Annotated in this window: 20 protein-coding genes and 1 pseudogene; 10 read left to right on the plus strand and 11 right to left on the minus strand. The window is 43.2% G+C overall.

From position 1 onward, the window contains the following. Positions 1-79 precede the first annotated feature (79 nt). From DSM107010_RS30455 to DSM107010_RS30470, 4 genes are all read left to right on the plus strand, one after another. Positions 80-1,942 (plus strand): ATP-binding protein, encoded by a 1,863-nt coding sequence (locus tag DSM107010_RS30455; protein ID WP_199755837.1) that lies wholly within the window; start codon positions 80-82, stop codon positions 1,940-1,942. Between the two features lie 120 nt (positions 1,943-2,062). After that, positions 2,063-2,440: a response regulator transcription factor gene (locus DSM107010_RS30460; RefSeq protein ID WP_041462960.1), complete on the plus strand. Its 378-nt coding sequence runs from the start codon at positions 2,063-2,065 to the stop codon at positions 2,438-2,440. 177 nt (positions 2,441-2,617) lie between these two features. After that, the gene (gene trpD, locus DSM107010_RS30465; protein ID WP_106166570.1) at positions 2,618-3,703 is read left to right on the plus strand and encodes an anthranilate phosphoribosyltransferase; all 1,086 of its coding nucleotides are present in this window, start codon (positions 2,618-2,620) and stop codon (positions 3,701-3,703) included. Positions 3,704-3,832: 129 nt separating this feature from the next. Beyond that, positions 3,833-4,864, plus strand: coding sequence for a glycosyltransferase family 2 protein (locus DSM107010_RS30470; RefSeq protein WP_106166569.1), 1,032 nt, complete (start codon positions 3,833-3,835; stop codon positions 4,862-4,864). 46 nt (positions 4,865-4,910) lie between these two features. Here the strand turns inward: DSM107010_RS30470 and larB are convergent, their stop codons facing one another. The 8 genes from larB to DSM107010_RS30510 all read right to left on the minus strand — a co-directional run bounded on the left by larB (position 4,911) and on the right by DSM107010_RS30510 (position 13,568). Then, positions 4,911-5,681, minus strand: a complete 771-nt coding sequence (gene larB / locus DSM107010_RS30475) for a nickel pincer cofactor biosynthesis protein LarB (protein ID WP_015153938.1) — start codon at positions 5,679-5,681, stop codon at positions 4,911-4,913. 92 nt (positions 5,682-5,773) lie between these two features. Then, on the minus strand, positions 5,774-7,564 hold the full coding sequence (locus DSM107010_RS30480; RefSeq protein ID WP_106166568.1) for an ABC transporter substrate-binding protein: 1,791 nt from the start codon (positions 7,562-7,564) through the stop codon (positions 5,774-5,776). A gap of 21 nt (positions 7,565-7,585) precedes the next feature. Beyond that, positions 7,586-9,346: an ABC transporter substrate-binding protein gene (locus tag DSM107010_RS30485; RefSeq protein WP_106166567.1), complete on the minus strand. Its 1,761-nt coding sequence runs from the start codon at positions 9,344-9,346 to the stop codon at positions 7,586-7,588. Between the two features lie 62 nt (positions 9,347-9,408). Continuing rightward, positions 9,409-11,226, minus strand: a complete 1,818-nt coding sequence (locus DSM107010_RS30490) for an ABC transporter substrate-binding protein (RefSeq protein ID WP_106166566.1) — start codon at positions 11,224-11,226, stop codon at positions 9,409-9,411. A gap of 242 nt (positions 11,227-11,468) precedes the next feature. Continuing rightward, positions 11,469-11,819 carry a hypothetical protein gene (locus tag DSM107010_RS30495; protein WP_106166565.1) on the minus strand — a complete coding sequence of 117 codons (351 nt, stop codon included), beginning with the start codon at positions 11,817-11,819 and terminating at the stop codon, positions 11,469-11,471. Between the two features lie 240 nt (positions 11,820-12,059). After that, complete coding sequence (gene hisA / locus DSM107010_RS30500) at positions 12,060-12,833, minus strand: 1-(5-phosphoribosyl)-5-[(5-phosphoribosylamino)methylideneamino]imidazole-4-carboxamide isomerase (protein ID WP_106166564.1); 774 nt, start codon at positions 12,831-12,833, stop codon at positions 12,060-12,062. A gap of 61 nt (positions 12,834-12,894) precedes the next feature. Further along, complete coding sequence (locus tag DSM107010_RS30505; RefSeq protein WP_015153932.1) at positions 12,895-13,173, minus strand: DUF3593 domain-containing protein; 279 nt, start codon at positions 13,171-13,173, stop codon at positions 12,895-12,897. Positions 13,174-13,235: 62 nt separating this feature from the next. Next, positions 13,236-13,568, minus strand: a complete 333-nt coding sequence (locus DSM107010_RS30510) for a DUF2499 domain-containing protein (RefSeq protein ID WP_106166563.1) — start codon at positions 13,566-13,568, stop codon at positions 13,236-13,238. A gap of 192 nt (positions 13,569-13,760) precedes the next feature. On the opposite strand from DSM107010_RS30510, the gene csaB reads away from it, so the two are divergent. Next, positions 13,761-14,798: a polysaccharide pyruvyl transferase CsaB gene (csaB, locus tag DSM107010_RS30515; protein WP_106166571.1), complete on the plus strand. Its 1,038-nt coding sequence runs from the start codon at positions 13,761-13,763 to the stop codon at positions 14,796-14,798. 226 nt (positions 14,799-15,024) lie between these two features. On the opposite strand, the gene sbcD is transcribed toward csaB, so the two are convergent. The 3 genes and pseudogenes from sbcD to cysH all read right to left on the minus strand — a co-directional run bounded on the left by sbcD (position 15,025) and on the right by cysH (position 17,483). Continuing rightward, on the minus strand, positions 15,025-16,320 hold the full coding sequence (sbcD, locus tag DSM107010_RS30520) for an exonuclease subunit SbcD (protein ID WP_106166562.1): 1,296 nt from the start codon (positions 16,318-16,320) through the stop codon (positions 15,025-15,027). 40 nt (positions 16,321-16,360) lie between these two features. Beyond that, positions 16,361-16,729, minus strand: a pseudogene (locus DSM107010_RS30525) (four helix bundle protein). Positions 16,730-16,760: 31 nt separating this feature from the next. Continuing rightward, positions 16,761-17,483, minus strand: a complete 723-nt coding sequence (gene cysH / locus DSM107010_RS30530) for a phosphoadenosine phosphosulfate reductase (RefSeq protein WP_015153927.1) — start codon at positions 17,481-17,483, stop codon at positions 16,761-16,763. A 169-nt stretch (positions 17,484-17,652) separates the two neighbouring features. Here cysH and DSM107010_RS30535 point away from each other — a divergent pair, with 169 nt between their 5' ends. The 5 genes from DSM107010_RS30535 to DSM107010_RS30555 all read left to right on the plus strand — a co-directional run bounded on the left by DSM107010_RS30535 (position 17,653) and on the right by DSM107010_RS30555 (position 23,049). After that, on the plus strand, positions 17,653-17,934 hold the full coding sequence (locus DSM107010_RS30535) for a glutaredoxin family protein (protein WP_106166561.1): 282 nt from the start codon (positions 17,653-17,655) through the stop codon (positions 17,932-17,934). A gap of 108 nt (positions 17,935-18,042) precedes the next feature. Continuing rightward, positions 18,043-19,560 (plus strand): UDP-N-acetylmuramoyl-L-alanyl-D-glutamate--2,6-diaminopimelate ligase, encoded by a 1,518-nt coding sequence (locus DSM107010_RS30540; protein ID WP_106166560.1) that lies wholly within the window; start codon positions 18,043-18,045, stop codon positions 19,558-19,560. Positions 19,561-19,694: 134 nt separating this feature from the next. Next, the gene (locus tag DSM107010_RS30545) at positions 19,695-21,110 is read left to right on the plus strand and encodes a DICT sensory domain-containing protein (protein WP_106166559.1); all 1,416 of its coding nucleotides are present in this window, start codon (positions 19,695-19,697) and stop codon (positions 21,108-21,110) included. 156 nt (positions 21,111-21,266) lie between these two features. Continuing rightward, positions 21,267-21,989, plus strand: a complete 723-nt coding sequence (locus DSM107010_RS30550) for a hypothetical protein (protein WP_127024691.1) — start codon at positions 21,267-21,269, stop codon at positions 21,987-21,989. A 34-nt stretch (positions 21,990-22,023) separates the two neighbouring features. Further along, positions 22,024-23,049 (plus strand): helix-turn-helix transcriptional regulator, encoded by a 1,026-nt coding sequence (locus tag DSM107010_RS30555; RefSeq protein ID WP_127024694.1) that lies wholly within the window; start codon positions 22,024-22,026, stop codon positions 23,047-23,049. Positions 23,050-23,263: the final 214 nt, after the last annotated feature.

Raw genomic sequence — 23,263 nt, forward strand, 5'->3', positions numbered from 1 at the left:
CGTCTTTGAGTTTCATGGCTGATTCCAGACTTAGCTACCTTTCTATGTTAACCAATCTCTGCTCTAGGTAGTAACTGCCGTGATTGATAACTTAGCAGATGGGTTGTTGGTCGTCGATTTAAATGGTAAAATTGCTCGGGTCAATCCAGCCTTATTTGCTCTATTTGGAATTGAAGAGACAGATTTAACTGGTCGTGATTGTCAAGTTGTATTTAATCGTAAGATTGTCGAGCTAGTAGAAGAAACTCGTAGAAATCTAAAAAAAGTTTTTGTTGCAGAAATAGAGTTGTCGAGCGGTTGTACTGGAAAAGCAGTCGCAACTGCCATTGTGAAAGATGCCGATTCTACAAATAAGCAAAATGGAAAAGAACGGTGCATTGGTTCAGTTCTATTGATTCGAGATATCACGTCAGAAAAAGAGGTGGATCAGATGAAAACTGATTTCATTTCTACAGTATCTCACGAGCTTAGAACACCTCTAACATCAGTTCTTGGTTTTGCCAAAATCATTAAGAAGAAACTCGAAGAAGTTGTCTTTCCCGTCATTCCAACAGATGATAAGAAAGTTCAACGTAATGTGAGACAAATAGCAGACAATCTGGATATTATCGTATCAGAAGGTGGCAGACTGACAGATTTAATTAATGATGTCTTGGATATTGCCAAAATGGAGGCGGGTAAGATTGAGTGGAAGATGGCTCCCCTACAAATTAATGAAGTCATAGATAGAGCGATCGCAGCTACTTCTGCGCTCTTTCACCAAAAAAATCTGGAATTAATTCGAGATATTGAATCCGAGGTGCCAGAGATTATAGGCGATCGCGACCGCTTAATTCAAGTAGTCATTAACCTAATTTCTAACTCTGTCAAATTTACCGATACTGGCTCAATTACTTGCAAAGTCAAAACCAATGAAACTCAAATCCATATTAGTATTATCGATACAGGCATAGGGATTGCTGAAGCCGATTTAGATAAAGTATTTGAGAAATTCAAGCAAGTGGGTGATACCCTCACTGACAAACCAAAAGGTACGGGCTTAGGATTACCAATTTGCAAACAAATTGTCGAACATCACGGAGGTAAAATATGGGTTGAAAGTACTTTAGGTACAGGTAGTAAATTTTCCTTTACCTTACCCATCATGATTGCTTGTGACTTGAAACCAAAAACTTTCGATGTCGATACTCTCGTCAAGCAGTTGCGAGAACATGTAGTCATGAAGTCTGCTAATTCTAAAACGACTAAAAAAACAATTTTAGTCGTCGATGACGATGCTAATATTCGTCAATTGCTCCGGCAGCAGCTAGAGTCTGAAGGATACAATATTCTTGAAGCTAAAGATGGCATAGAAGCGATCGCCTTTGTGAAAAAATCTGCTCCCGACCTTATTATTCTAGATGTTATGATGCCAGAAATGAGCGGTTTTGATGTAGCAGCCGTTCTCAAAAACGATCCCAAAACTATGAATATTCCCATTATTATTCTATCAATTGTAGAAGATAGAGAGCGGGGCTACCGCTTGGGAATTGAACGCTACTTAATGAAGCCAATTGAGACAGATACTTTATTGCATGAAATTGGCACACTGACGACTCAAGCTAATTCTAGTAAAAAAGTTTTAGTGGTTGATGAAGATGTATCTACTGTAAAAACTTTAGCTGAAGTTTTACAAGCTAAAGGTTACAGTGTAGTTGAAGCTATTGATGCTCAAGAATTGCGAGAAAAAGCAATGTCGGTTCAACCATACATGATTATTGCTAACGCTAACTTTTGGGAGCGCTCCGAAGTTATTAAAACTTTACGTTTTGAAAAAGGTTTAGAAAATGTTTTCTTTATCTTACTGGCAGACCGTAAGGATGACGATCGTTCTGAAGCATTAACTACACAGAATGAAATTTTACTTCCAGGAGCTTTTATCAAAAATGAAAAACTCGTATAAAGCTTTATCCAACGATATAGATTGTAGGTTAGTATAACTATGCCTTAGAGTAGTACGCGATCGCACCAAAAGTTTCAGTTTAAATTTTGCTAGCCGAGATTTAGGTATATGGGTGAAGAGATGAATTTAAAAATTTTAATTGTTGATGACGAACCTCACGTCAGACTTTTAATGGAGCAAACATTAGAAGAATTGGAGGATGAAGGAGTAGAACTACTATTTGCAGAAAACGGTGAGATAGCACTGAATACGATCGAGAACGAGCGACCTCAGCTCGTATTTTTAGACGTGATGATGCCAAAAATGAATGGTTTTGATGTATGCGATACAGTTAAGAATAAGTTAGGCATTTCCGATGTCTATATTATTATGTTGACAGCTAAAGGTCAGGAATTCGATCGACAAAAAAGTATAGAGGTTGGAGCAGACATGTATACTACCAAACCGTTCGATCCTGATGAGATTACGGAGAAAGCCAGAGAAGTTTTGGCTTTGTAAAAACCTGAGTATTGCATTCTGTTACCAAAAATCAGGCTGGTGAATAATTAAGCGCGATCGCTGCCATACACCGCAACTCATTGTAAATGACAGTCTAGTACGATTTTTGAAAGACAAGTCCGATCGAGTAGAGCCTTTTGCGGTAGTATGCTTCTAACTGCAAAAATTGTCCTGACAATGACCTCTACATCAGCCATCGATCTCAGCAATAGTTCTCTCCCAGAAGCTTCAAATACCTGGGCAACGCAATTACTTCAGCAATTACTGGATCGTCAATCTTTGTCTGGCGCGCAAGCAGCGCAACTCATGCAGGAATGGCTCAACGAAAGCATTCCACCTGTCTTATCTGGAGCAATATTAGCAGCAATTCAGGCTAAAGGTGTATCAGCCGAAGAACTGGCTGGGATGGCTCAAGTTTTACAATCTGTGCGGGCGCACGGCACGGGCGCACAGCTATGCGCCCCTACACCTTTAATCGATACCTGTGGTACCGGTGGAGATGGAGCTGCAACCTTTAATATATCTACTGCGGTTGCCTTTGTCGCAGCAGCGGCGGGAGTACCAGTAGCTAAACACGGCAATCGCTCTGCTTCTAGTCGAGTCGGTTCTGCGGATGTGTTGGAAGCACTAGGAGTTAATCTCAATGCTGCCGCAGAAAGAATACAAGTAGCTGTTGCAGAAGTAGGTATTACATTTTTATTTGCTCCTGGGTGGCATCCTGCGATGAAGGCGGTTGCGCCGTTACGCAAAACGCTGAAAGTACGGACGGTGTTTAATCTATTAGGACCGTTAGTCAACCCTTTGCGCCCAACAGGACAAGTCATTGGAGTTTGTGAATCAAACTTACCACTGACTATCGCTCATGCCTTGCAGCAGTTAGGGACAAAACAGGCAATTGTGCTGCACGGACGGGAAAGGTTGGATGAAGCAGGTTTAGGTGACGCTACAGATTTGGCAGTGTTATCTAACGGACAGGTAGAGTTAACAACTATACATCCGCAGGAACTAGGCTTAGCACCCGCACCAACAGCAGCATTAAGGGGTGGAGACGTACATGAAAATGCAGCAATTCTCACTGCTGTATTGCAAGGTAAGGGAACTCAAGCACAGCAAGATGTTGTTGCATTAAATGCAGCGCTAGCACTGCAAGTAGGAGAAAAGATTCCTTTAGGTGAATATGCTGCTGGCATTAGCCTAGCTAGGGAAATTTTGTATAGTGGTGCTGCTTGGGCAAAGCTACAGCAACTCGTACAATTCCTCTAAATCAGTTATCAGTAGTAGTTGGTAGTTGGTAGTTGATGGGTGAGAGTTAACTGGTCACTGGTCACTGGTCACTGTTATTAGCGATCGCGCTACAGTAGTGAGTCAAAGATATCGTGTTGGTAGGCAGCGATGGTATCGCCTAAGTATTCCTTGGTTGTTCCAGTCTATAACGAAGAAAAAAATATCCTAGAACTCTATCGCCGCGTCAGTGCGGTTGGTGAACAATTGGATGGAGCCATAGAACTCATATTTGTTAATGATGGCAGCCGCGATCGCACTTTGCAAATCGTGCGCGACTTACATCAAAATGACCCTCGCGTATCCTACCTCAGTCTTGCCCGCAATTTCGGACATCAAATTGCGGTGACGGCTGGACTTAATTTTGCCAGGGGTGAAGTGGCAATTGTCATGGATGCAGATTTACAAGACCCGCCAGAATTGATTTTAGAGATGGTAGCCAAATGGCAAAATGGCTTTCAAGTTGTTTATGCCCAACGCACGCAGCGCCAAAAAGAAAGTTGGTTCAAACGCGGTACGGCATACATATTTTATCGCCTGCTCCAACACCTTGCTGATGTCGATATTCCCACCGACACTGGAGATTTCTGTTTGATCGATCGGCAAGTCTTAGATATCCTTAACGCCATGCCAGAACGCAATCGCTACATGCGCGGCTTACGGGCTTGGATTGGTTTTCGTCAAACATCCGTACAATTCGATCGCCCGCCTCGTTTTGCTGGTAATGTTAATTACACTTTTGGTAAGTCTTTGGCTCTGGCTTTAAATGGGTTGGTGTCGTTCTCCAAAGTCCCCTTGCGCCTCTCTACTTATGTCGGTCTATTTGCTGCGGCGATCGCTGTTCTCATGGCTCTACTCGTATTGTACTGGCGATTGTTTGTCCCTCAGTCCCCTTTGACTGGGTTTACGATGATTTTGGTAGCTATTTTCTTCCTTGGTGCGGTTCAACTTGTTAGTATTGGCATCTTAGGCGAGTATGTCGGGCGGATTTATGAAGAAGTTAAAGGCAGACCAATTTACACCCTAGCCGAAGTTAGGGGATTTCCCAGTCATTCCGAATCTCAAACAAAAATTAGGGAGTCGGGGGGAAGAGAGCTGAGGGAGCCCAGGGAACTGAGGAAGCTGAGGGAGGAAGAAATTTAAAGTCTCCACACCCTTTCTTCACTGGTCACTGATAACTGGTCACTGGTCACTGTAATTTTCCTGCGGTGCGTAAAATTTGTCCTGCTAAAATCGCTGCGCCAAAACCGTTATCTATATTGACAACTCCTATCCCTGCTGCACAAGAGTTGAGCATTGTCAAGAGGGGAGCTAAGCCGCCGAAACTCGCACCATAACCGACGCTGGTAGGAACGGCAATGACAGGACAATCGGCTAATCCTGCAACGACGCTGGGTAAAGCCCCTTCCATTCCCGCGACGACAATTAATACGGATGCTTCAGCGATGACGTGGCGGTTATCTAGCAGGCGATGAATACCAGCAACACCCACATCCCACAACCGGAGAACGCGGAAACTAGACAGTTCGGCAGTTATAGCCGCTTCCTCAGCTACGGGTAAATCGGCAGTCCCTGCCGAGAGAATACCAATTTTACCAGGGTACTGCGGTTCGATCCGTACTGGTGCGATCGCCGCAATTTTTGCCATCGGATAGTAACGCAGTCCCTCTACCTTCTCTTCTAGCTGTTCTGCTACATCAGGTTCGATGCGCGTCGCCATCACTACTGAATTGCGCTGGCGCATTGCTGCCATAATTTGCACGATTTGGTCGGGAGTTTTGCCTTGACCCCAAATCGTTTCAGGAAACCCAGTTCTTAGCTGGCGATGATGGTCGATACGGGCAAATTCACCAACTGGTTCGTAGGTAAAATGTTTCAATTTGTCTAAGGCGACAGTTGGACTTACGTTACCAGCTGCTACAGATTCTAAGAGCGATCGCAAGGCTTCGGGTTGGGACATTTGAGGGGCGAGGAGTGAGGAGTGAGGAGCGAGGGGACAAGGAAGGAGTTTATTTTAACTTTTGACTTTTAACTTTTGACTTTTCCTAGACCCTATTCTGTCACTTTCAGTTCGTATTTGTTCCATAGAGTCCCAGCTTGAGAGCCGAGGGCGGTGTATTTTACTCCTTGGATGCGATCGCGAATTGCTGCTAGGGATAAGGGATTGACTAGGTAGATGAAAGGTAAGTATTCCTGAGTCAGACGTTGGGTTTGCTGGTAAATTTTTTTGCGTTTATTTTCGTCTAACTCTTGCGCCCCACGGATGTATAGCCGACCGATTTCGGCTTCCCAGTCTGCAACTTCTCTACCGATCAGCGGTTCTTGTCCTGGCTGAGGTTTGAAATTAAATGCGTGTAAACCACCATCGGGCAACCATACATTAGCACTATCGTGGGGTTCTAAGCTACCAGAAATCAAGCCTAATAAATAACATTCCCAATCGAGGGAACTATTGAGTTTATCTACCAAAATATTAAAATTGATGGGATTGTAATCAACTTGAATGCCAATTTTACTCAAATCTTGCCTAATTTGCGCCCCCATTGCTACGCGAGTTTTATTTTCAGTATTGGTAATTAAAGAAAAACGCACGCGATTTCCGTCTGCATCAAGTAACTGATTTCTAGAGTTATATTTAAATCCTGCATTCAATAGTAACTTTTTAGCTTTATCGGGATTGTATTCATAGACTTTCAATCCTTGTTCTGGGGAGAGATAAAAAGGGTTTTGCGGTTCTATAGGTGAATTTTGAACTGTACCTACGCCACGAAAAACATTATTCAACATTCTTTCGCGGTCAATTGCATGAGCAACGGCTTGACGAAAAGCTAAATTGTTAAACCAACGAGACTTTATTGGATCGACAACAGGATTACCGTTTTTTCTTTTACCTTTGTTGAGGTTGAAAGAAATAAATGTTTTGCTAAATCTTGAACCTCCGTTATAAACGGTAAATCCTCCCCGTTCTTCTTCTTGTTTGAGTAGAGAAAAGTCTTCAGGAGTAATTTCGATACTATCTAATCCTCTAGAACGAAATTGGAGAGTGGTTGTATCGGTAGATTCAATAATTTGCCAAACAATTCTTTCTACATAGGGCAACTGATTTCCTTGGCTATCTTTACGCCAATAATAAGGATTACGACGAAATACAACACGTTGACCAGGTGTGAAACTTTCTATTTTATAAGCACCATTAACAATAATTTTTGCTGGGTCAGTGTCGGTTCCCCAAGTTGAGGTAAATAAAGGATTACCCTTAGTATCTTTAGATATAATCGATTTAGCTAAAGCGTGTTTGGGTAAAATTCCTACAGAATTAGTTGACGCTCCTGTAGTTGTACTGAGAAATGGGGCAAATGGAGTAGAAAAGGTAAAATCTACTTGGCGATCGCTCATTTTTTTAATTTGAGGAAATTCGGCTTTCTCGCCAATTTTTAAACTGTCTTTCCAGTCAGTAGGAATTTGCGGATTGAAAATGATGTCTTGATAAGTAAAGATAACATCATCTGCTGTTAAAGGTTCACCATCAGACCAGCGTAAGTTCTCGCGTAAGGTAAAAGTAATCCGTTTTTTATCTTCAGAAATTTGCCAAGATTCTGCTAAAGCTGGCTCAATTTCTCCAGTCTCACCATTGAGTGTAGTCAGTCCTTCACTAGTAAATAAAAATACGTGAGGATATTCTTGATTGAGGGCGTAGTTAAAAGTTTTAGGATCTCTTAAAGTACTCGTTACCCATTGCGATTGTGCTGCTGATGTTTTAAATTCTGTAGGGTTGCAACCTGTAAGCAAGATTTGACAGGTAAAGCAGAGAATTAATATAAGAACAATAACTCGCGATCGCATTGTATAATTAGATAATTATTTCTAGTCTTTCGCTTCTTTCAACTCATAAACATTCCAAAGCGTCCCGCCTAAAGCAGAGAATTTTGTTCCTTCAATGCGATCGCGAATTGCTGCTAAAGCTAAAGGATTGATTAAATGAATAAAAGGGAGGTACTCTTGTGCTAAACGCTGAGTTTCTCCATAAATTTCTTTACGCTTTGTTTCGTCAAGTTCTCTTGCTCCCTCAATGTAAAGACGACCGATTTCTGCTTCCCAATCTGCAACTTCTCGTCCTTCAATTGGCGGTTGTCCTGGTTGTGGTTTCTGATTAAAAGGATGGAAACCGCCGTCAGGCGACCACACATTTGCTCCACTATATGGTTCAATGCTACCAGTAATTAAACCAAAATAAGATTCCCATTCTAGAGTATTGGTAATTTTATCTACCATGACGGCAAAGTCAATTGGAGTAAAATCAACTTGAATCCCAATTTTGCTGAGATCGCGCTTGACTTGCGAACCGATCGCATCAACAGTTCTATTACCCGCTTGGCTAATCATGGTGAACCGGACTCGATTACCTTCAGCATCGAGTAATTGACCTCTATTGTTATATTTAAATCCAGCGCTTTCGAGCAATTCTTTAGCTTTTTCAGGATTATAGTTATAAACTTTTAAGCCTTCTTCAGGAGAAAGATAGTAAGGGCTTTGAACAGAAATTGGCGAGTTTTGTAGTTCTCCTAAACCGCGATAGACATTATTTAGCATTGCTTCGCGATTTATACCATAAGCGACTGCTTGTCTAAATGCTACTGTATTAAACCAGCGTGATTTGATTGGATTGACTAAAGGTTTTCCCTGACGACGACCTTTATTTAAATTGAAACAAATAAAGTTTGTGCCAAAGTCTGGACCACCACTATAGATTTTAAAATTTCCTCGGTCTTCCTCTCGTTTCAGTAATTGAAAACTCGTAGGACCAATTTCTAGCATGTCTAATCCTAGCGAACGAAACTGGATTAAAGCTGTATCTGGTGATTCCACAATTTGCCAAATTAGCCGCTCAATATAAGGTACAGCATTTCCTTGCGTGTCTTTTCGCCAGTAGTAGGGATTGCGGCGAAAGACTATTCGCTGGTTTACAGTGTAGCTTTCCAGTGTAAAAGGACCATTGACCACAATTTTTTGCAAATCTGTATCAGTTCCCCATGTGGACAAAAACTGGGGTCTACCATCTTTATTTTTAGTTTCTACCGATTGACGTAGGGCGTGTTCTGGTAAGATGACTATACCACCTGCAAATCGTAAAAAAGGTGCAAATGGCTCTGGAACGGTAAATTCGACTCGGCGGCTATCTAATTTACGAACTTTAGGTAAAGCTTTACTCTTGCCAATACGCAGAATATCTCTAATATCTGTGGGAATTTGCTCGTTAAAGTAAATATCATTATAAGTAAAAACGATATCGTCAACTGTTAGCGGTTCTCCATCTGACCATTTTAAATTTGGTTTTAGAGTAAAAACGATTTTGAGATTGTCTTCAGAAATTTCCCAAGACTCAGCTAATGCTGGCTCTAGCTTTCCAGTTTCGCCATTTTCAGTAATTAATCCTTCATAAAGAAATCCAAAAACATTGGGTGACGATTGATTTAAGGCATAATTAAAAGTTTGCGGATCGCCTGGAACTCTCGCCACGATTTGCTGAACTTGAGTTGCGTTAGTTCTCATTTCAGTGGGATTACAGCCAGAAAGCGCGATCGCAACTAATAATATAAGTGTTATTAGAAAATTTCGACGGATCATAAATTGGGATTTGTATATGTAATTGTAGGGGCGCACAGATGTGCGCCCCTACATCTCTGAATTCATTGTTCTTTGACCTTCAATTCGTAAATATTCCAAAACGCACCACCTAAAGCAGAGAATTTTGTTCCCTCAATGCGATCGCGAATTGCAGCTAGCGATAAAGGATTATATAAGGTAATATAGGGTAAATATTCTTGAGCAGTGCGTTGAAATTCATTGTAAATTTCTTTGCGTTTGGCTTCGTCGAATTCCTGCGCTCCTTTAATAAATAGATCTTCAATCTTTTGTTCCCAATCTGCAATTTCTCGTCCTTGAATTGGTGCTTGTCCTACTTGGGGTAATTGATTGAAATTGTGCAATCCACCTGCTGTCAACCATACATTTGCACCGTCGTTCGGTTCAATTCCACCACCAATGAAACCACCGATATAACACTCCCAATCTAAAGAATTAGAAGTTTTATCCATTAAAGTTCCAAAGTCGAGAAACTGTAGATCGACTTGCATTCCAATTTTGGCTAAGTCTCGCTGAATTTGACCAACTGTTCTAGCCAACCTACCACTATTACCTCCACCAGCAGCAGGAGTCATGAGAGTAAAACGTACTCGATTACCTTGAGCATCAAATAATTGATTTTTATTGTTGTATTTGAATCCAACTTCTTGCAGTAGTTTTTTGGCTTTGGCTGGATCGTAGTTGTAAACTTTCAGCCCTTTTTCAGGAGGAAGAAAATACGAACTTTGAGTATCAATTGGCGAATTTTGTAGTTCTCCCAAACCCCGTAAAAAATTATTTATCATCGTCTGGCGATCGAGTCCATAAGCAACTGCTTGTCTGAACTCAACTGTATTAAACCACCGCGATTTAATTGGATTGACTAAAGGTTTACCGTTTCTGCTACCTTTATTTAGATTGAAAGTAATGAAGGACATACCGAAAGCAGGTCCACCATTGTAAATTTTAAAATTACCTCGTTCTTCTTCGCGCTTGAGCAGAGAAAAATTATCTGCTGAAGCAGAAGCTATATCTAATCCACCAGAACGAAACTGGACTAAAGTTGTTTCTGGATTTTCAACAATTCGCCAAATGTATTTTTCAATATAAGGCTGAGAATTGCCTTGTGCATCTTTACGCCAATAATTAGGGTTACGGCGATAAACTAAGCGTTGGGCAGGTACGTAGCTTTCAAGTGTAAAAGGACCGTTTGTAACAACTTTTGTTGGATCTGTATCCGTTCCCCAAGTGCTTAAAAAGCGAGGGTTTCCCTTAGCGTCTTTTGTTTTTACTGATTCTTGTAAAGCGTGTTTTGGTAGAATGGCGATCGCACTCGTAGGATCTCCCGTCGTCGTAGCTAAGAATGGTGAAAAAGGTTCGGGCATGATAAATTCGACGCGGCGATCGTCCAACTTGATAACTTTTGGATAAGCTTTTTGCTTACCAATTTGAATGTAATCTCTTAAATCTGTAGGAATGGCTTTGTTTAAAACAATATCGTTATAAGTAAATACGACATCATCTGCTGTCAGTGAATGACCGTCAGACCATTTTAAGCCTTCTCTTAAAGTAAAAATAATATTTAATTTATCTTCAGAAATTTGCCAAGATTCTGCTAATTCTGGTTCGAGTTCTTTGGTAATACCATTAACTGTAGTTAATCCCCTAAAGGTCATGTTAAAAATATTTGGGACTTGATGACCTAAAGCATAATTAAACGTATCGGGATCGGTAGTCACGCTTACTACTATTTGCGGTACGTCAGCCGCTTGGGTTCTCATCTCAGCCGGATTGCAGCCAGACAGCGCGATCGCCATGACTACAGCTAGTATACCTGCTAACCATTTACGCCAGGATTGGGAAAGAGTAATTGGGTATTTCATGAGATAACTTGAATCACAATCGCGCTACCAGTCACAAAAGTTTGCGAAATATTAAAATATCGATGTCTACATATATTGCTTCAAGCCTAACTATAATACCTATTTTCGCTAGAAGTACGAGCGCGGACGGGCAAGATGCTCATCCCAAACCCCGTAACAATAAAATAACAGGAGCGATCGCCAATCTTACTTAAGCTGGCATTGCTCCTGTTACAGATAATTGAAAGGTTTACCAGTAACTACTATTTAGTTACCTTATCGACTGCCTCTTTTGCTCCCTCTACTGCTTTATTAACGATATTCTCTTCAGGATGAGATTTTTTAAACTCTTTGAGATTATCTTCGTACGTTTTGTCGATATCTTTGGATGCTTTTACTTGATCCTCATAAGCTTGTTCGCGCTGCTCGACATCCACAGTTCCAACTTGGCTATTTTTATCCATTTGTTCTTGTTGGATTAGTTTTTGGTTGGGAGTTGCGGCATAACTAGGCTCAGAGACAAACAAACCAGAAACGAGCAATAGCGCGATCGCGGCTAGTAATAAAACCTTGCGTTGTAAATTTTGCTTAAAATTGGTAAAAATGGACTGCATACAATCACCCTCCTAAGATTTGAAGCTGAACGCAATCCTACGAAGAAAGGTGCGGTAAAGGCTTCTACCGCAGGATACAGTTATGGTAGGGAGCAGGGAGTAGGGGAAGAGAGCTGAGGAAGCTTATGATGCTCTCGGGAACTGAGGGGGAGAAGAGAGCTGAGGGAGCAATTCACGCATTCACGCATTAATTCCGAATTCCGAATTCCGAATTCTTCCCACGCATCACTCATAAGGCAATTAGGCAAAAGCCGACGATCCTAAATCTGGAGGGATATCTTGCCAGCGTCCTTGTCCGACTGCTTGTATAGCTTGTGTGAGGGAAATATCGCCAGTATACAAGGCACGACCGACGATCGCACCCGTAACGCCAAGAGGTTCTAAAGCTAGGAGGCTGAGTAAGTCGGTGACAGAACTTACACCTCCAGAAGCGATGACGGGAATAGATAAACTTGTGGCTAACTCCCGTAGTGCATCCAAGTTGGGTCCAGCAAGAGTTCCATCGCGATGAATATCAGTGTAAATAATTGCTGCCGCACCCAGTTGTTGCATTTGCTGGGCTAAATCTGCGGCTAAGACTTCCGAAGTTTCCAACCAGCCGCGTGTAGCTACCTTACCATTACGCGCATCAATACCAACAACAATTCGCCCTGGAAATTCTTGACACAGACTAGCTACTAACTGGGGTTGTTCTACAGCTACAGTACCCAAAATAACTCGCTGTACGCCTAATTCTAAGAGTTGGGCAACGCTAGCGCGATCGCGCAATCCGCCACCAACTTGAATTGGTACTGACACTGCCTCTACAATAGCCGCGATCGCCTCCAGATTAGCGGGTTTACCTGCTTTCGCGCCATCTAAATCGACAACGTGCAGCCACGTAGCACCTTGGCTAGTCCATTGTTGCGCAACATCAGCCGGATTATCGTGAAAAACCTGGGAGCGATCGTAATCTCCCTGATACAGTCGCACGCAGCGACCTTCAAGTAAATCTATGGCGGGAAAAAGATTCATAAGTCAGTTATCAGTGATCGATTATCAGTGTAGAGACGTTACATGTAACGTCTCTACAAAATCATTTCCTCAAAGCTTGTCGAAAACCCAAAACAATCAGAATATTAGAGAGAGTTAAAAATACTTCAGCACTACCATGCAACCAGTCAACATTGGCAAGAGATTCGCCGTAATGGACTTGGGCATAAATTCCAGCAGGGATAGTGACGGCGACAAATACCAAAGTACCGTAGAAGCCGAATAATGCTAGACGCGGCAATTGTTGAGAGCGAGTTATAAACCAGAGAAAGCCTAGATAGGGAAAAAGAGAGAGCGCGAAGAGGGTTTCTTTTGAAATCATTAGAGATAAGCAGAAGGCAGAAGGCAGAAGGCAAATGTATTGTACGTTTAATTATTATCCTTCTACTTAGAAGAAATCTTGCTGTGCGATCGCATTACTGGCGATCGCGTCGAACGCCATAGCAACCAACCAGCAGCTAATAACGTGAAATTTCCGATTAAAGTCATACTAGCTTGAAGCATTACCAACCATTCTAAGGATTTGGCATTGTCGAAGAAGTGCCAAGTACAGGCACACATGGCACTAATTAAAGCAGGTAGCATTGCCAGAGAAAACGCATACCAAGCGCGGTTGCCCACAACCTCGCCATAACTCCAAATTAACCAAATGGCGATCGCCCATTCGATGACACTAGAGACGTGAATAATCCAGGTAGGAATTGAGAGTGCGTGCATGATGAGGGAGCAGGGGAAAGAGAGCTGGGGAAGTTGAGGGAGCTGAGAGAGCTGAGGGAGAAAAAACACCTGTCAATGTCACTCTCTACTGATAACTGATAACTGTTAACTGCCAACATACAGCCAATATATTATAAAGTTTTTATCAAGTTTGGATTAAGTCAAGATTGAGGGGTGACGGATGTGAGGCAGATAAGGGTGGTATTGTGCGGTTATTACGGCAAAGGTAATGGCGGTGATGAGGCGTTGCTGGCAACACTGTTGCAAATGCTACCTAAACATGTCACACCTATTGTTCTGTCTGGTAATCCAACGCAGACGCAGGAGCGCTATCAAGTAGAAGCTTGCGATCGCATGGCTTTTTCTCCTGTGTGGAAAACCTTGCAGCAGTCTGATGCTTTTATTTGGGGTGGGGGCAGTATTATGCAAGATTCTACTAGTGCCATCAGCCCGTTTTACTACGGTGGATTAATGACTCTGGCGCAAAAGTTAGGGTTAAAAACTATGGCTTGGGCGCAGGGAATTGGTCCTTTAAAAAGTCCGCTAACCCGGTGGTTGACAAAACAGACATTTGCTGGGTGTACGGGGGTGAGCGTCCGCGATCGCGGTTCGGCAAGTTTGCTGACCGATTGGCAGATTCCCCATCTGCAAGCACCCGATCCGGTGTGGGCTTTGGAAGCCGGAAATACACCTGGGTTGTGGGATTTACCAGCGCCGAGAGTTGCCGTGACTTTGCGATCGCACCCACAATTAACTCCCAATCGCCTTGCTAATTTGACTCGCGCTTTAGCTGACTTTCAACGGGCAACAGATACCTGCATTTTGTTAGTGCCATTTCAATTATCGCAAGACTTAGCGATCGCTCAAGCGATTCAGCCACAATTACCAGGGGCAAATCAAATCCTCTACCTCGAAGATCCGAAAAGTTTAAAAGGCGTATTTCGCGGCGTAGAAATGGCAATTGGAATGCGCTTTCATAGCTTAATTATGGCAGCTGCGGAAGGTTGCCGCTGTTTTGCCATCAGCTACGATCCAAAAGTCGATCGCCTGATGGCAGAACTATCTATACCTGGATGGGATGTCGCTCACATTCCCGACGACCCCAATATTATCAGCCAAACTTGGATCGAGCATTATGCCAACGGCGATCCTTTAAGTCCAGACCAAATTCAGTCTTTAGTAGACAGAGCCTACATGCATCGTGAATTGCTCAGGGAAGTTTTGCAATAGTAGTTGTCGTTTGTCATTTGTCATTGGCAAGAACCGTAGGGGCGGGTTTAGCAAGAGATTTACGGCATAAGACAACACATCTCCGGTCAAAACCCGCCCCTACAAGCGTCGTAGGGGAAAAAGAGATTTCGGGTCAACCCGCCCGTACAAGAGTAAGAGGCAAGAGGATTTTATATTTCTGGTCACTGGTCACTAGTCACCAGCCACTCTCTACTGACAACTAATTTCACAGCAACCGTAACTGTCCGTCAGTATGACTTGCATCGATTCCAGTTCCTGGGGCAGACTCTAACCAAGTTTCTGTATCGGCTGCTAGTAATTGTTGGGCAGCTACCATCATTTGAGCGGTAATATCTTTCAAGTCCTCGCGATTATCTAGATAAGTTTTTAAAGCATCAAGGGGATCGATACTGCTACTCGCGTCTAATTGCGGTAAACGCGGTCGTGCTAGCTGACTGATCAGCTCTGGTTGAATTGTATAACTGTGAGCAGAACTGAGAACTTGATGAAGTGCTGCATTATCAATTAAGTCGATTTGATCGGAGCGGAGTTTGTAAATTAGTCTGACGACTGCATCGGTAATATTCTTTTTCGCGATCGCTTTGATTAAAGCTGCTTGCGGATCGGCTGCATTGGCTACATCGACGTTAATGGTACAAAAAGGACGAACTGGTAGCGGGCAGAACTCCCATTTGGTACTACCCCGCTGTAGTTCTATCATCACGTAGCCTTTGTCTTCTTTTTCTTCGCTAAAATCGACTCGCTCGATACTACCAGGATAAATAATTGGCGGTTCGTTAGATGGGTTGAGGTTTTGATGGCGGTGGACGTGTCCGAGGGCAACGTAATCAAACTCGTCCCGAGTTAGAAGAGACAGGGGAATAGTAAAACCTTTCCCTACAGCTAAGAAGCGCTCAGCACCATAGGAAGCATTATCGATCATCAAATGACCCAGAAGTACTGTCGGAATCTTGGGGTCGAGCCGACGAATTTCTCCTTCTAAGGCAGCACGCAAGCGATCGATCAATAACTGGTTGACATCGGCGAGGGATAAACCTTCTGTTTCTGGACGAGTCAGGAGAGTGGAACGAGTCAGCCAGGGGAGAGTGATGACTTGAACTGTACCATTGTTTGTTTGAATGTGATGGGTCATCAAGCGATCGCCCACCATAAACCCTGGTACGCCCAAAGTCCGATAAATGCACAAACTCGCCCCCCCTTGCCCTTGGGAATGCTGGTCGTGGTTGCCTACCAATAATACGGTAGGAACCCGCGCATCAACCAAGCGACGAAATTGACTGGCAAATTTTTCTTGAATATAAGGGGGTGGCGTGGCATCGGGAAAAGCATCCCCACCAAACAGCACCAAATCCACTGGTTCTTCTAACGCGCGATCGATACAGCGCGATAAAGTCTTGACAAAATCTTCCAAGCGTGTGTTCAATCCAGTTTCAGGATTGAGCCGACCGTGGGAAAAGCTACTTCCCATGTGGATGTCTGAAAGATGGAGGATTTTAATCATAGGAGTCAGGAGTCAGGAGTCAGGAGTCAGGAGTCAGGAGTCAGGAGTCAGGAGTCAAGAGAGAAGAATAGTAAGCATCTAATAGCTTGCTAACTTCTTCAAGTAGAAGGCATAACTCTAAGCTATCGCCTTAGCCGAGGTCTTTTGCCAAAATCAGGTAATAGCGGCACTCCTCGACAGAGCCTTGGGCAATATTCATAAACCGTGCTTTATCAGTTTTGTTTTTCTTCTTAAATCCTTCTGCAATATTGGCAGGAATAGAAATTGCCGCTCTCCTAAATTGAGAAGTCAAGCCATACAATTCTGTTTTAGGAAAGTTTTCGCTGAAACGATATACTGCTAAAACAAATTGATGAGCTTTTTGCCAAACAATTAAGTCTTGGAAGACCCTTGCTGGTATTCTCTTCATTCTGACTGCTGACTCCTGACTTCTGGCTCCTTCAAATATGAATTCCGCATTCAGTCTTGTCAGAACCCCTCCAGCGTCCGGCGCGTTCGTCTTCGCCTTCGGCTACGGGTGTGGTAATCGGTTCGTCGCCGATACTGGGATAGCCTTGGTCGTGGAGCGGATTGTAAATGACGTTATGCTCGAAAACATAAGCCCAAGTTTCTTTGCGCGTCCAAGAAGCGATGGGATTGACTTTGAGGCGCTGTTGACTGTCGAGTTCAAAAACGGGCATATCAGAACGGGTACGCGCCTGATCGCGCCGCCGTCCGGTAATCCAAGCTACAGCGTTGAGTTCGGCTAGTCCTCGTTGCAGAGGTTCGATTTTGGTCAAGTGGTGAAATTGCTGAATGTCGCTATCCCATAGGGCTTCGCCATATTTGGCAGCAAAAGCAGCCCGAGTATCCACATCTGGAGTTTTATAAACTTGCAGATCCAAGTCGTACAAGTCTTTGACTTTGGAGACTAGCTCTAAAGTCTGGGGAAAGTGGTGCAAAGTGTCGAGAAACATAACTGGGGTGCGGTGCTTGAGTTCGCGGTAGAGAATATCGGTGATGACGATATCATCTACGTTGAAAGCGCTGGTTTGTACTAACCCTGTAGGAATGTTCTCGACACACCAGGCAAGAATTTTGCTAGGATGAGCTGTCTCATATTTGCGATTTAGCTCATCTAGATCGAAATTAGGTGTTTGGATAGAAGATGTTGAAACAGTCATCTGCGCAATGATGTGAATAGTTCTGCATATTCAACAATAACGGAAATCAGTTATCAGTTATCAGTGATTAGTGGTTGGTGACTAGTGGCTAGTGGAACTAGAATTGCTTCCCCAGCTCAAGAGCAGCTCTCTTTCTCGACTTACGACTTACGACTTACAACTTAAGTTTATGCACTTAATTCTCTATAGCAAACCTGAATGTCATTTGTGTGAAGGCTTGCAGGAAAAGCTAGCACAAATTTTAGCTACACACCAAGAACTATCATTGGAAGTCCGCGATATCGCACTACAGGATGATTGGTGGCAAGCATATCAATACGAAGTACCCGTTTTATTTCTGTGTAGCGACGACGGGCGATCGCTCCTTCTACCTCGCCCGTCTCCTCGCGCTACAGTGGGGCAAATTCAACAGATGCTTCAGAAATATGTAAATCATCATGAAGCAAAATAGGTGCAATTGAAAGCTGGGATTAAGCTAGCTAGTTAACAGTTATCAGTCATCAATTATCAGTGACCATCAACTCCCAACTACCAATTACCAATTACCAATTACCAAATCATGAAGTTAGGCGAATTGTTAGCAAAAGTTGACAGTATCGAACAACTACCCCAGCACCCAGCTTTAGATCTGGAGGTGAAGGGTTTAACGACAAATTCTCATGCTTGCCAAGTTGGCGATCTCTTTATTGGAATGCCAGGAACGCGGGTGGATGGAGGAGAGTTTTGGCAAAGCGCGACCGCGAGTGGGGCGATCGCGGCTTTAGTGTCTTCTCAGGTAGCCTTGAAGAGAGCTGAGGGAGCCCAGGGAGCTGAGGGGGCTTGTATTATTGCCGCTAGGGATATGGTTCGAGCTTGCGCTGGGGTGGCGGCTGCTTTTTACGGCTATCCAGCTACGCAAATGAGGTTGGTGGGGGTGACGGGAACAAATGGTAAAACGACCACCACCCATTTAATCGAATTTTTCCTCCAACACGCAAAGTTATCTACAGCCTTATTTGGAACTCTTTATTCTCGTTGGGCGGGTTTCGAGCAAACAGCAGCTCATACTACGCCATTTGCTGTAGAACTGCAACAGCAATTAGCTAACGCCGTGCAAGCGGGGACTCAAGTAGCGGTGATGGAAGTCAGTTCTCATGCTTTGGCACAAGGACGAGTTTTAGGGTGTCCGTTTGAAGTAGGGGTGTTTACCAATCTGACTCAAGATCACCTAGACTTCCACCGCGATATGGAAGACTATTTTGCGGCAAAAGCCTTGCTATTCAGTCCCGATTATCTCCGAAGACGAGCAGTTATTAACACAGACGATCCCTACGGACAAAGATTAATTAAACAACTACCACCGGAACGGGTGTGGAGCTATAGCGTCCAAGCTGGAACAGCCGACTTCTGTTTGAGCGATTTGGGTTACGAACCAACGGGAGTGAGCGGTAAATTACACACACCCGCAGGAGAAGTAGAATTTCGATCGCCACTCGTGGGTCAATATAATTTAGCCAATTTACTCGCAGCAGTAGCAGCCGCTTTACACTTGGGCGTAGATTTACAACTCATCGCTAACGTATTGCCGCAGTTTGCCGGAGTCCCTGGGAGAATGGAGCGGGTGCAAGTGAGTCCCCATCAGGATATCAGCGCGATCGTCGATTATGCTCATACGCCAGATAGTTTAGAAAACTTCTTAAAAGCAGCTCGACCGTTTATTCCAGGTAAGATGATTTGCGTGTTTGGCTGTGGAGGCGATCGCGATCGCACAAAGCGCCCGAAAATGGGTAAAATCGCCGCCGATTTAGCAGATGTCGTTTACGTCACTTCTGATAATCCCCGCACCGAAGACCCTGAAAGAATTCTCCAAGATATTCTCGCTGGAATTCCCAACACAATAGACCCATTTGTCATTGGCGATCGCGCTACAGCAATTCAAACGGCAATTCAACAAGCCCAATCCGGCGATGGCGTACTCATTGCTGGCAAAGGTCACGAAGACTACCAAATTTTAGGTACGGAAAAAATCCACTTTGACGATCGCGAACAGGCGAGGAATGCACTAAGAATTCGGGAGTCGGGAGTCGGGAAAGAGTGATGAGTGGTGCGTGGGGTAAGTGGCTAGTGACTAGTGGCTGGTGACTAGTAGAATTGCTTCCTTGTCTCCCTTGTCTTCCTTGTCTTCCTTGTCTTCCTTGTCCCCCTTGTCTCCTTAGCCCCTAACTCCTAATAATGGAAATCTCCCTTTATCGACTGGCTCTGAGTATAGAACAACCACCATCGCCGATGTTGGTGAGTCCGGCAACCTTGCTTTCCTTGGTAGAATCGGTGATGGAATTACTGGTAGAAAAGCAAATCTCAGCGACACTGTGGCTAAAGTTACCATCAGGGAAAGTTTGGTATGCTTCGATTCAGCGCTATCACGAGCAGGTGAGAGTTTCTGACAAAACCTATGTTTGCTACGGACAGGAAACTGCGATCGCTCAATTGTCTGGTTTCCCAATGGTTCCAGTCCAATTATTACCAAATAGCCATTTGCGGCGGGACTATTTTCTCATCGTCCATTCGCCTCAATTCTGCTGTATGGTGCTGGCACATCGATCGCGACTGAAACGCAAAAAGGGAAAAACTAAGGAAAACGATCGCCAAAAGAAATTTTTACCCTTGCTGAGCCTTTGTTCGTTTGAGGGACGAGTCTTACAGGAGGTACTCAAGGGAATCGGTCATGTCGTGGCTCAAAGCGTGCGTTGGAAGCTAGCGCAGCACAAGCAGCCAGCGATCGCCCCAGAGGTGATGAACAATTGGGAGACGCTGTTTGCTTGTCCGTCCGCACCCGATCCGGTGTTGTTAGAGCGCTTATTTGCTAAACAAGTCCAGCAACAAGATGCCACTCGCCGGAGTACGTTTGACGAACTCACTGGCACTTTAAAACGGCAAAATCAAGCTTTAACAAATACCTTAACTCGTAAAGATGAATCGTTCGGTAGGATGTGCGAAGAACTCCGCACTCCGCTGACACATATGAAAACGGCTTTGAGTCTTTTAAATTCTCCTCACCTCAAACCACCGCAAAAACAACGCTATTTGCAGATTCTAAGTAGCGAGTGCGATCGCCAAAATTCTTTAATTAACGGTTTATTAGAATTAGTTCAATTAGACAGAACGGCAGAACAAACAGTTTTACAACCATTGAAACTGAGTGAAATTATTCCAGGGGTGGTTAGCACTTATCAACCTCTAGCTCAAGAAAAAGGCATTATGCTTGCCTACACTGTCTCTCCCGATTTGCCTTCTATTTTCTGCTCTAACAATTGGTTACGACAAATCGCTATTAATTTGTTACACAACAGTATTAAATTTACTCCTACAGGTGGGCAAGTGTGGGTTAAAGCCTGTATTCAAGGCGAATACGTGCAATTAGAATTTCGCGATACGGGAATTGGTATTTCACCTAACGAGATCCCCAAAATCTTCGATCGCTTTTATCGGGTGCGTTCTGTTTCCAGCGAAGATATAGGCGGTGCAGGGCTAGGGTTAACGATCGTCCAACAACTTTTACTCCGCTGTGGTGGTTCCATTTCGGTTAAAAGTAAAGTCGGTGAAGGTTCTATTTTCAATGTCTTGTTACCCATAGCTCCAACTAAGTGAGATGTATGGATGAAAATAGATGAGAAGGCTCGTACTAAAGGTTATTCAGATATTTCTGGCTATTATTATTTTCTGGGTTGCAGCAGGATTTGGTTCAGCATTATTTTACGCTTTCACTTCGCCTTATCCGAGCTGTAGTATCAGACAATATTTTCCTTGTTCTCTACAATTAGGGTACTTTTTTATACTTTTGTACTATTTTTAATATTTAACCCGTTTGCGTGGTTTCAGCCATCTTTAAAATATTTGCCTCTAACGTTATCTGGAATAGCTTGTGGAACTATATCGGTAATTTATTTTTTTAAAATTGCAAAATTTATCCCTCATCAGCTAAATCTAGCTAACGCTTCTCCGAATAATAGAAGACAGACGAATAGAAAAAGACAATATCTAACCTTTATTGCGATCGCAACTACACTTTTGGTAGGAATGGTTTCTCTACAGTTCAAACTTACAACTAATAGCAATAGTGCAAGTAATTTACCAAAAGAACTTGGAAACGTGCAAGTCCTCACTTCAATCGTTCAACCAGGACTAATGGAAGGATGCTACTTGTCTATTTTTGAGCTAGAACCAAGTGTTTCTCATAAAATTCAAGAAATTGGTATTACTTATTTTGACAGTGACGCAAAGCTGAGAGCTAACATTTCCTTAAAAAATAAAGATAAAAACCCATATTCTCAGTGGAAATATACGCCTGTACCTAAAGATAGCTATTCTGGTGCTTTGAGTTGTGGAGAGACTGACGAAAAGCTAATTGATCGGATTTGGAGGGGCATGGAGAGTGCTGGCGGTTACTACATAATGACAAAGAATAAAGAGGGAGTCATCGTAGTTTTACCAAATGAAAACCTAGCAGCAGAACTCTATTATGGGTAAGGAGAAAAAGAAAGCGTCAGTGTGTGGGTTAAAAATGGAAACAATCGATGAGGCACAATACGAACAACGACATTTAGAAAGCTGTCAAGATTATGAGTTGATTCTTAATACTAAAGGGTACGATTGCATTGAGAAATATTGCGATCGCTATGTTAGAAAAAATTGTCGCGAAATTCTGCTACCTTCTGGAAACAACCTTCAGATTCTCGATTTGACTTGGCTGCATGATTTAAGTACAGAAGTCGAACACAATTGCGCTGAACCTCTAACAGCAAAATTTTATCTTGCCGGAAATCTCAGAACCATCACGCCGGGAATTAAAGATAAATATGTCAAAGACGATTATCTCGAAAAAACAGGTGAAAATTACTTATTCTACCTACCAGATATCGCCGAAATCGAGCAAGCTAAAGCCGAAACTGCTGAGATATTAATTAGAATTGCTTTTGACTTAAATTTCTTTAGGTCGTTTAATACAGACTCGGAATCTTTACCCGAACCGTTACAACTGCTGCTAGAAACTGACACTCCGCCTCGGTTTCACCTTCCAGTGGGAAAAATTACCCCGCAAATGCACCTTGCTTTGCAGCAAATTCTCGATTGTCCTCATCAAGGCATGATGCAGCGGATGTATTTAGAAAGTAAGGTACTCGAACTGCTATGTTTGCAGTTAACTCAACTCGTCGAAAGCAATGGGAGACAAGCTAACAGTTTCAAACCAACTGACGTAGAGCGAATTTACCAGGCAAGGGAAATTTTACTCCAAAATCACGTCAACCCACCTGCACTGATGGATTTGGCGCAACAAGTTGGACTGAACCACATGAAGTTGGAACAAGGTTTTCGCGAGATTTTCGGCACAACAGCATTTGGCTATTTGCGCGACTACCGTTTGCAGCAAGCATATTTGTTGTTGCGAGATGGCAAGCTGAATGTAGAAGCAGTAGCAAATAAAGTTGGCTATTCTCATTTAGGTCACTTTACTAACGCCTTCCGGCGCAAGTTTGGCATAACTCCTGGTGCTTGTCGCGCTGGGAGAAAGATTGTTACTGACTTGTAACTTTTCTGCTATGGATCGAAATTTATCTTCTAGGGCATAGACTTGAGCTTCGGTAATTACGTAGACTACCCACTAGCTTATTTGCAAATCTTTTTTGATAAGGATTTGCGTCAAGATTGCCGTGAGGAGTATAGTAAGGATCGTGGATTAAATAAGGTGTAATAGTTTCAGTTGACTCTGTAAACTAGAGAAGCAGACTGATGAACAGGTGAAT

Source organism: Chroococcidiopsis cubana SAG 39.79 (genome assembly GCF_003991895.1).
Lineage (GTDB): Bacteria > Cyanobacteriota > Cyanobacteriia > Cyanobacteriales > Chroococcidiopsidaceae > Chroococcidiopsis > Chroococcidiopsis thermalis.

Coding starts and splice junctions, on each gene's coding strand:
- DSM107010_RS30460 (WP_041462960.1), top strand. CDS start 2,063: ATGAATTTAAAAATTTTAATTGTTGATGACGAACCTCACGTCAGACTT.
- trpD (WP_106166570.1), top strand. CDS start 2,618: ATGACCTCTACATCAGCCATCGATCTCAGCAATAGTTCTCTCCCAGAA.
- DSM107010_RS30470 (WP_106166569.1), top strand. CDS start 3,833: ATGGTATCGCCTAAGTATTCCTTGGTTGTTCCAGTCTATAACGAAGAA.
- larB (WP_015153938.1), bottom strand. CDS start 5,681: ATGTCCCAACCCGAAGCCTTGCGATCGCTCTTAGAATCTGTAGCAGCT.
- DSM107010_RS30480 (WP_106166568.1), bottom strand. CDS start 7,564: ATGCGATCGCGAGTTATTGTTCTTATATTAATTCTCTGCTTTACCTGT.
- DSM107010_RS30485 (WP_106166567.1), bottom strand. CDS start 9,346: ATGATCCGTCGAAATTTTCTAATAACACTTATATTATTAGTTGCGATC.
- DSM107010_RS30490 (WP_106166566.1), bottom strand. CDS start 11,226: ATGAAATACCCAATTACTCTTTCCCAATCCTGGCGTAAATGGTTAGCA.
- DSM107010_RS30495 (WP_106166565.1), bottom strand. CDS start 11,819: ATGCAGTCCATTTTTACCAATTTTAAGCAAAATTTACAACGCAAGGTT.
- hisA (WP_106166564.1), bottom strand. CDS start 12,833: ATGAATCTTTTTCCCGCCATAGATTTACTTGAAGGTCGCTGCGTGCGA.
- DSM107010_RS30505 (WP_015153932.1), bottom strand. CDS start 13,173: ATGATTTCAAAAGAAACCCTCTTCGCGCTCTCTCTTTTTCCCTATCTA.
- DSM107010_RS30510 (WP_106166563.1), bottom strand. CDS start 13,568: ATGCACGCACTCTCAATTCCTACCTGGATTATTCACGTCTCTAGTGTC.
- sbcD (WP_106166562.1), bottom strand. CDS start 16,320: ATGATTAAAATCCTCCATCTTTCAGACATCCACATGGGAAGTAGCTTT.
- cysH (WP_015153927.1), bottom strand. CDS start 17,483: ATGACTGTTTCAACATCTTCTATCCAAACACCTAATTTCGATCTAGAT.
- DSM107010_RS30535 (WP_106166561.1), top strand. CDS start 17,653: ATGCACTTAATTCTCTATAGCAAACCTGAATGTCATTTGTGTGAAGGC.
- DSM107010_RS30540 (WP_106166560.1), top strand. CDS start 18,043: ATGAAGTTAGGCGAATTGTTAGCAAAAGTTGACAGTATCGAACAACTA.
- DSM107010_RS30545 (WP_106166559.1), top strand. CDS start 19,695: ATGGAAATCTCCCTTTATCGACTGGCTCTGAGTATAGAACAACCACCA.
- DSM107010_RS30555 (WP_127024694.1), top strand. CDS start 22,024: ATGGAAACAATCGATGAGGCACAATACGAACAACGACATTTAGAAAGC.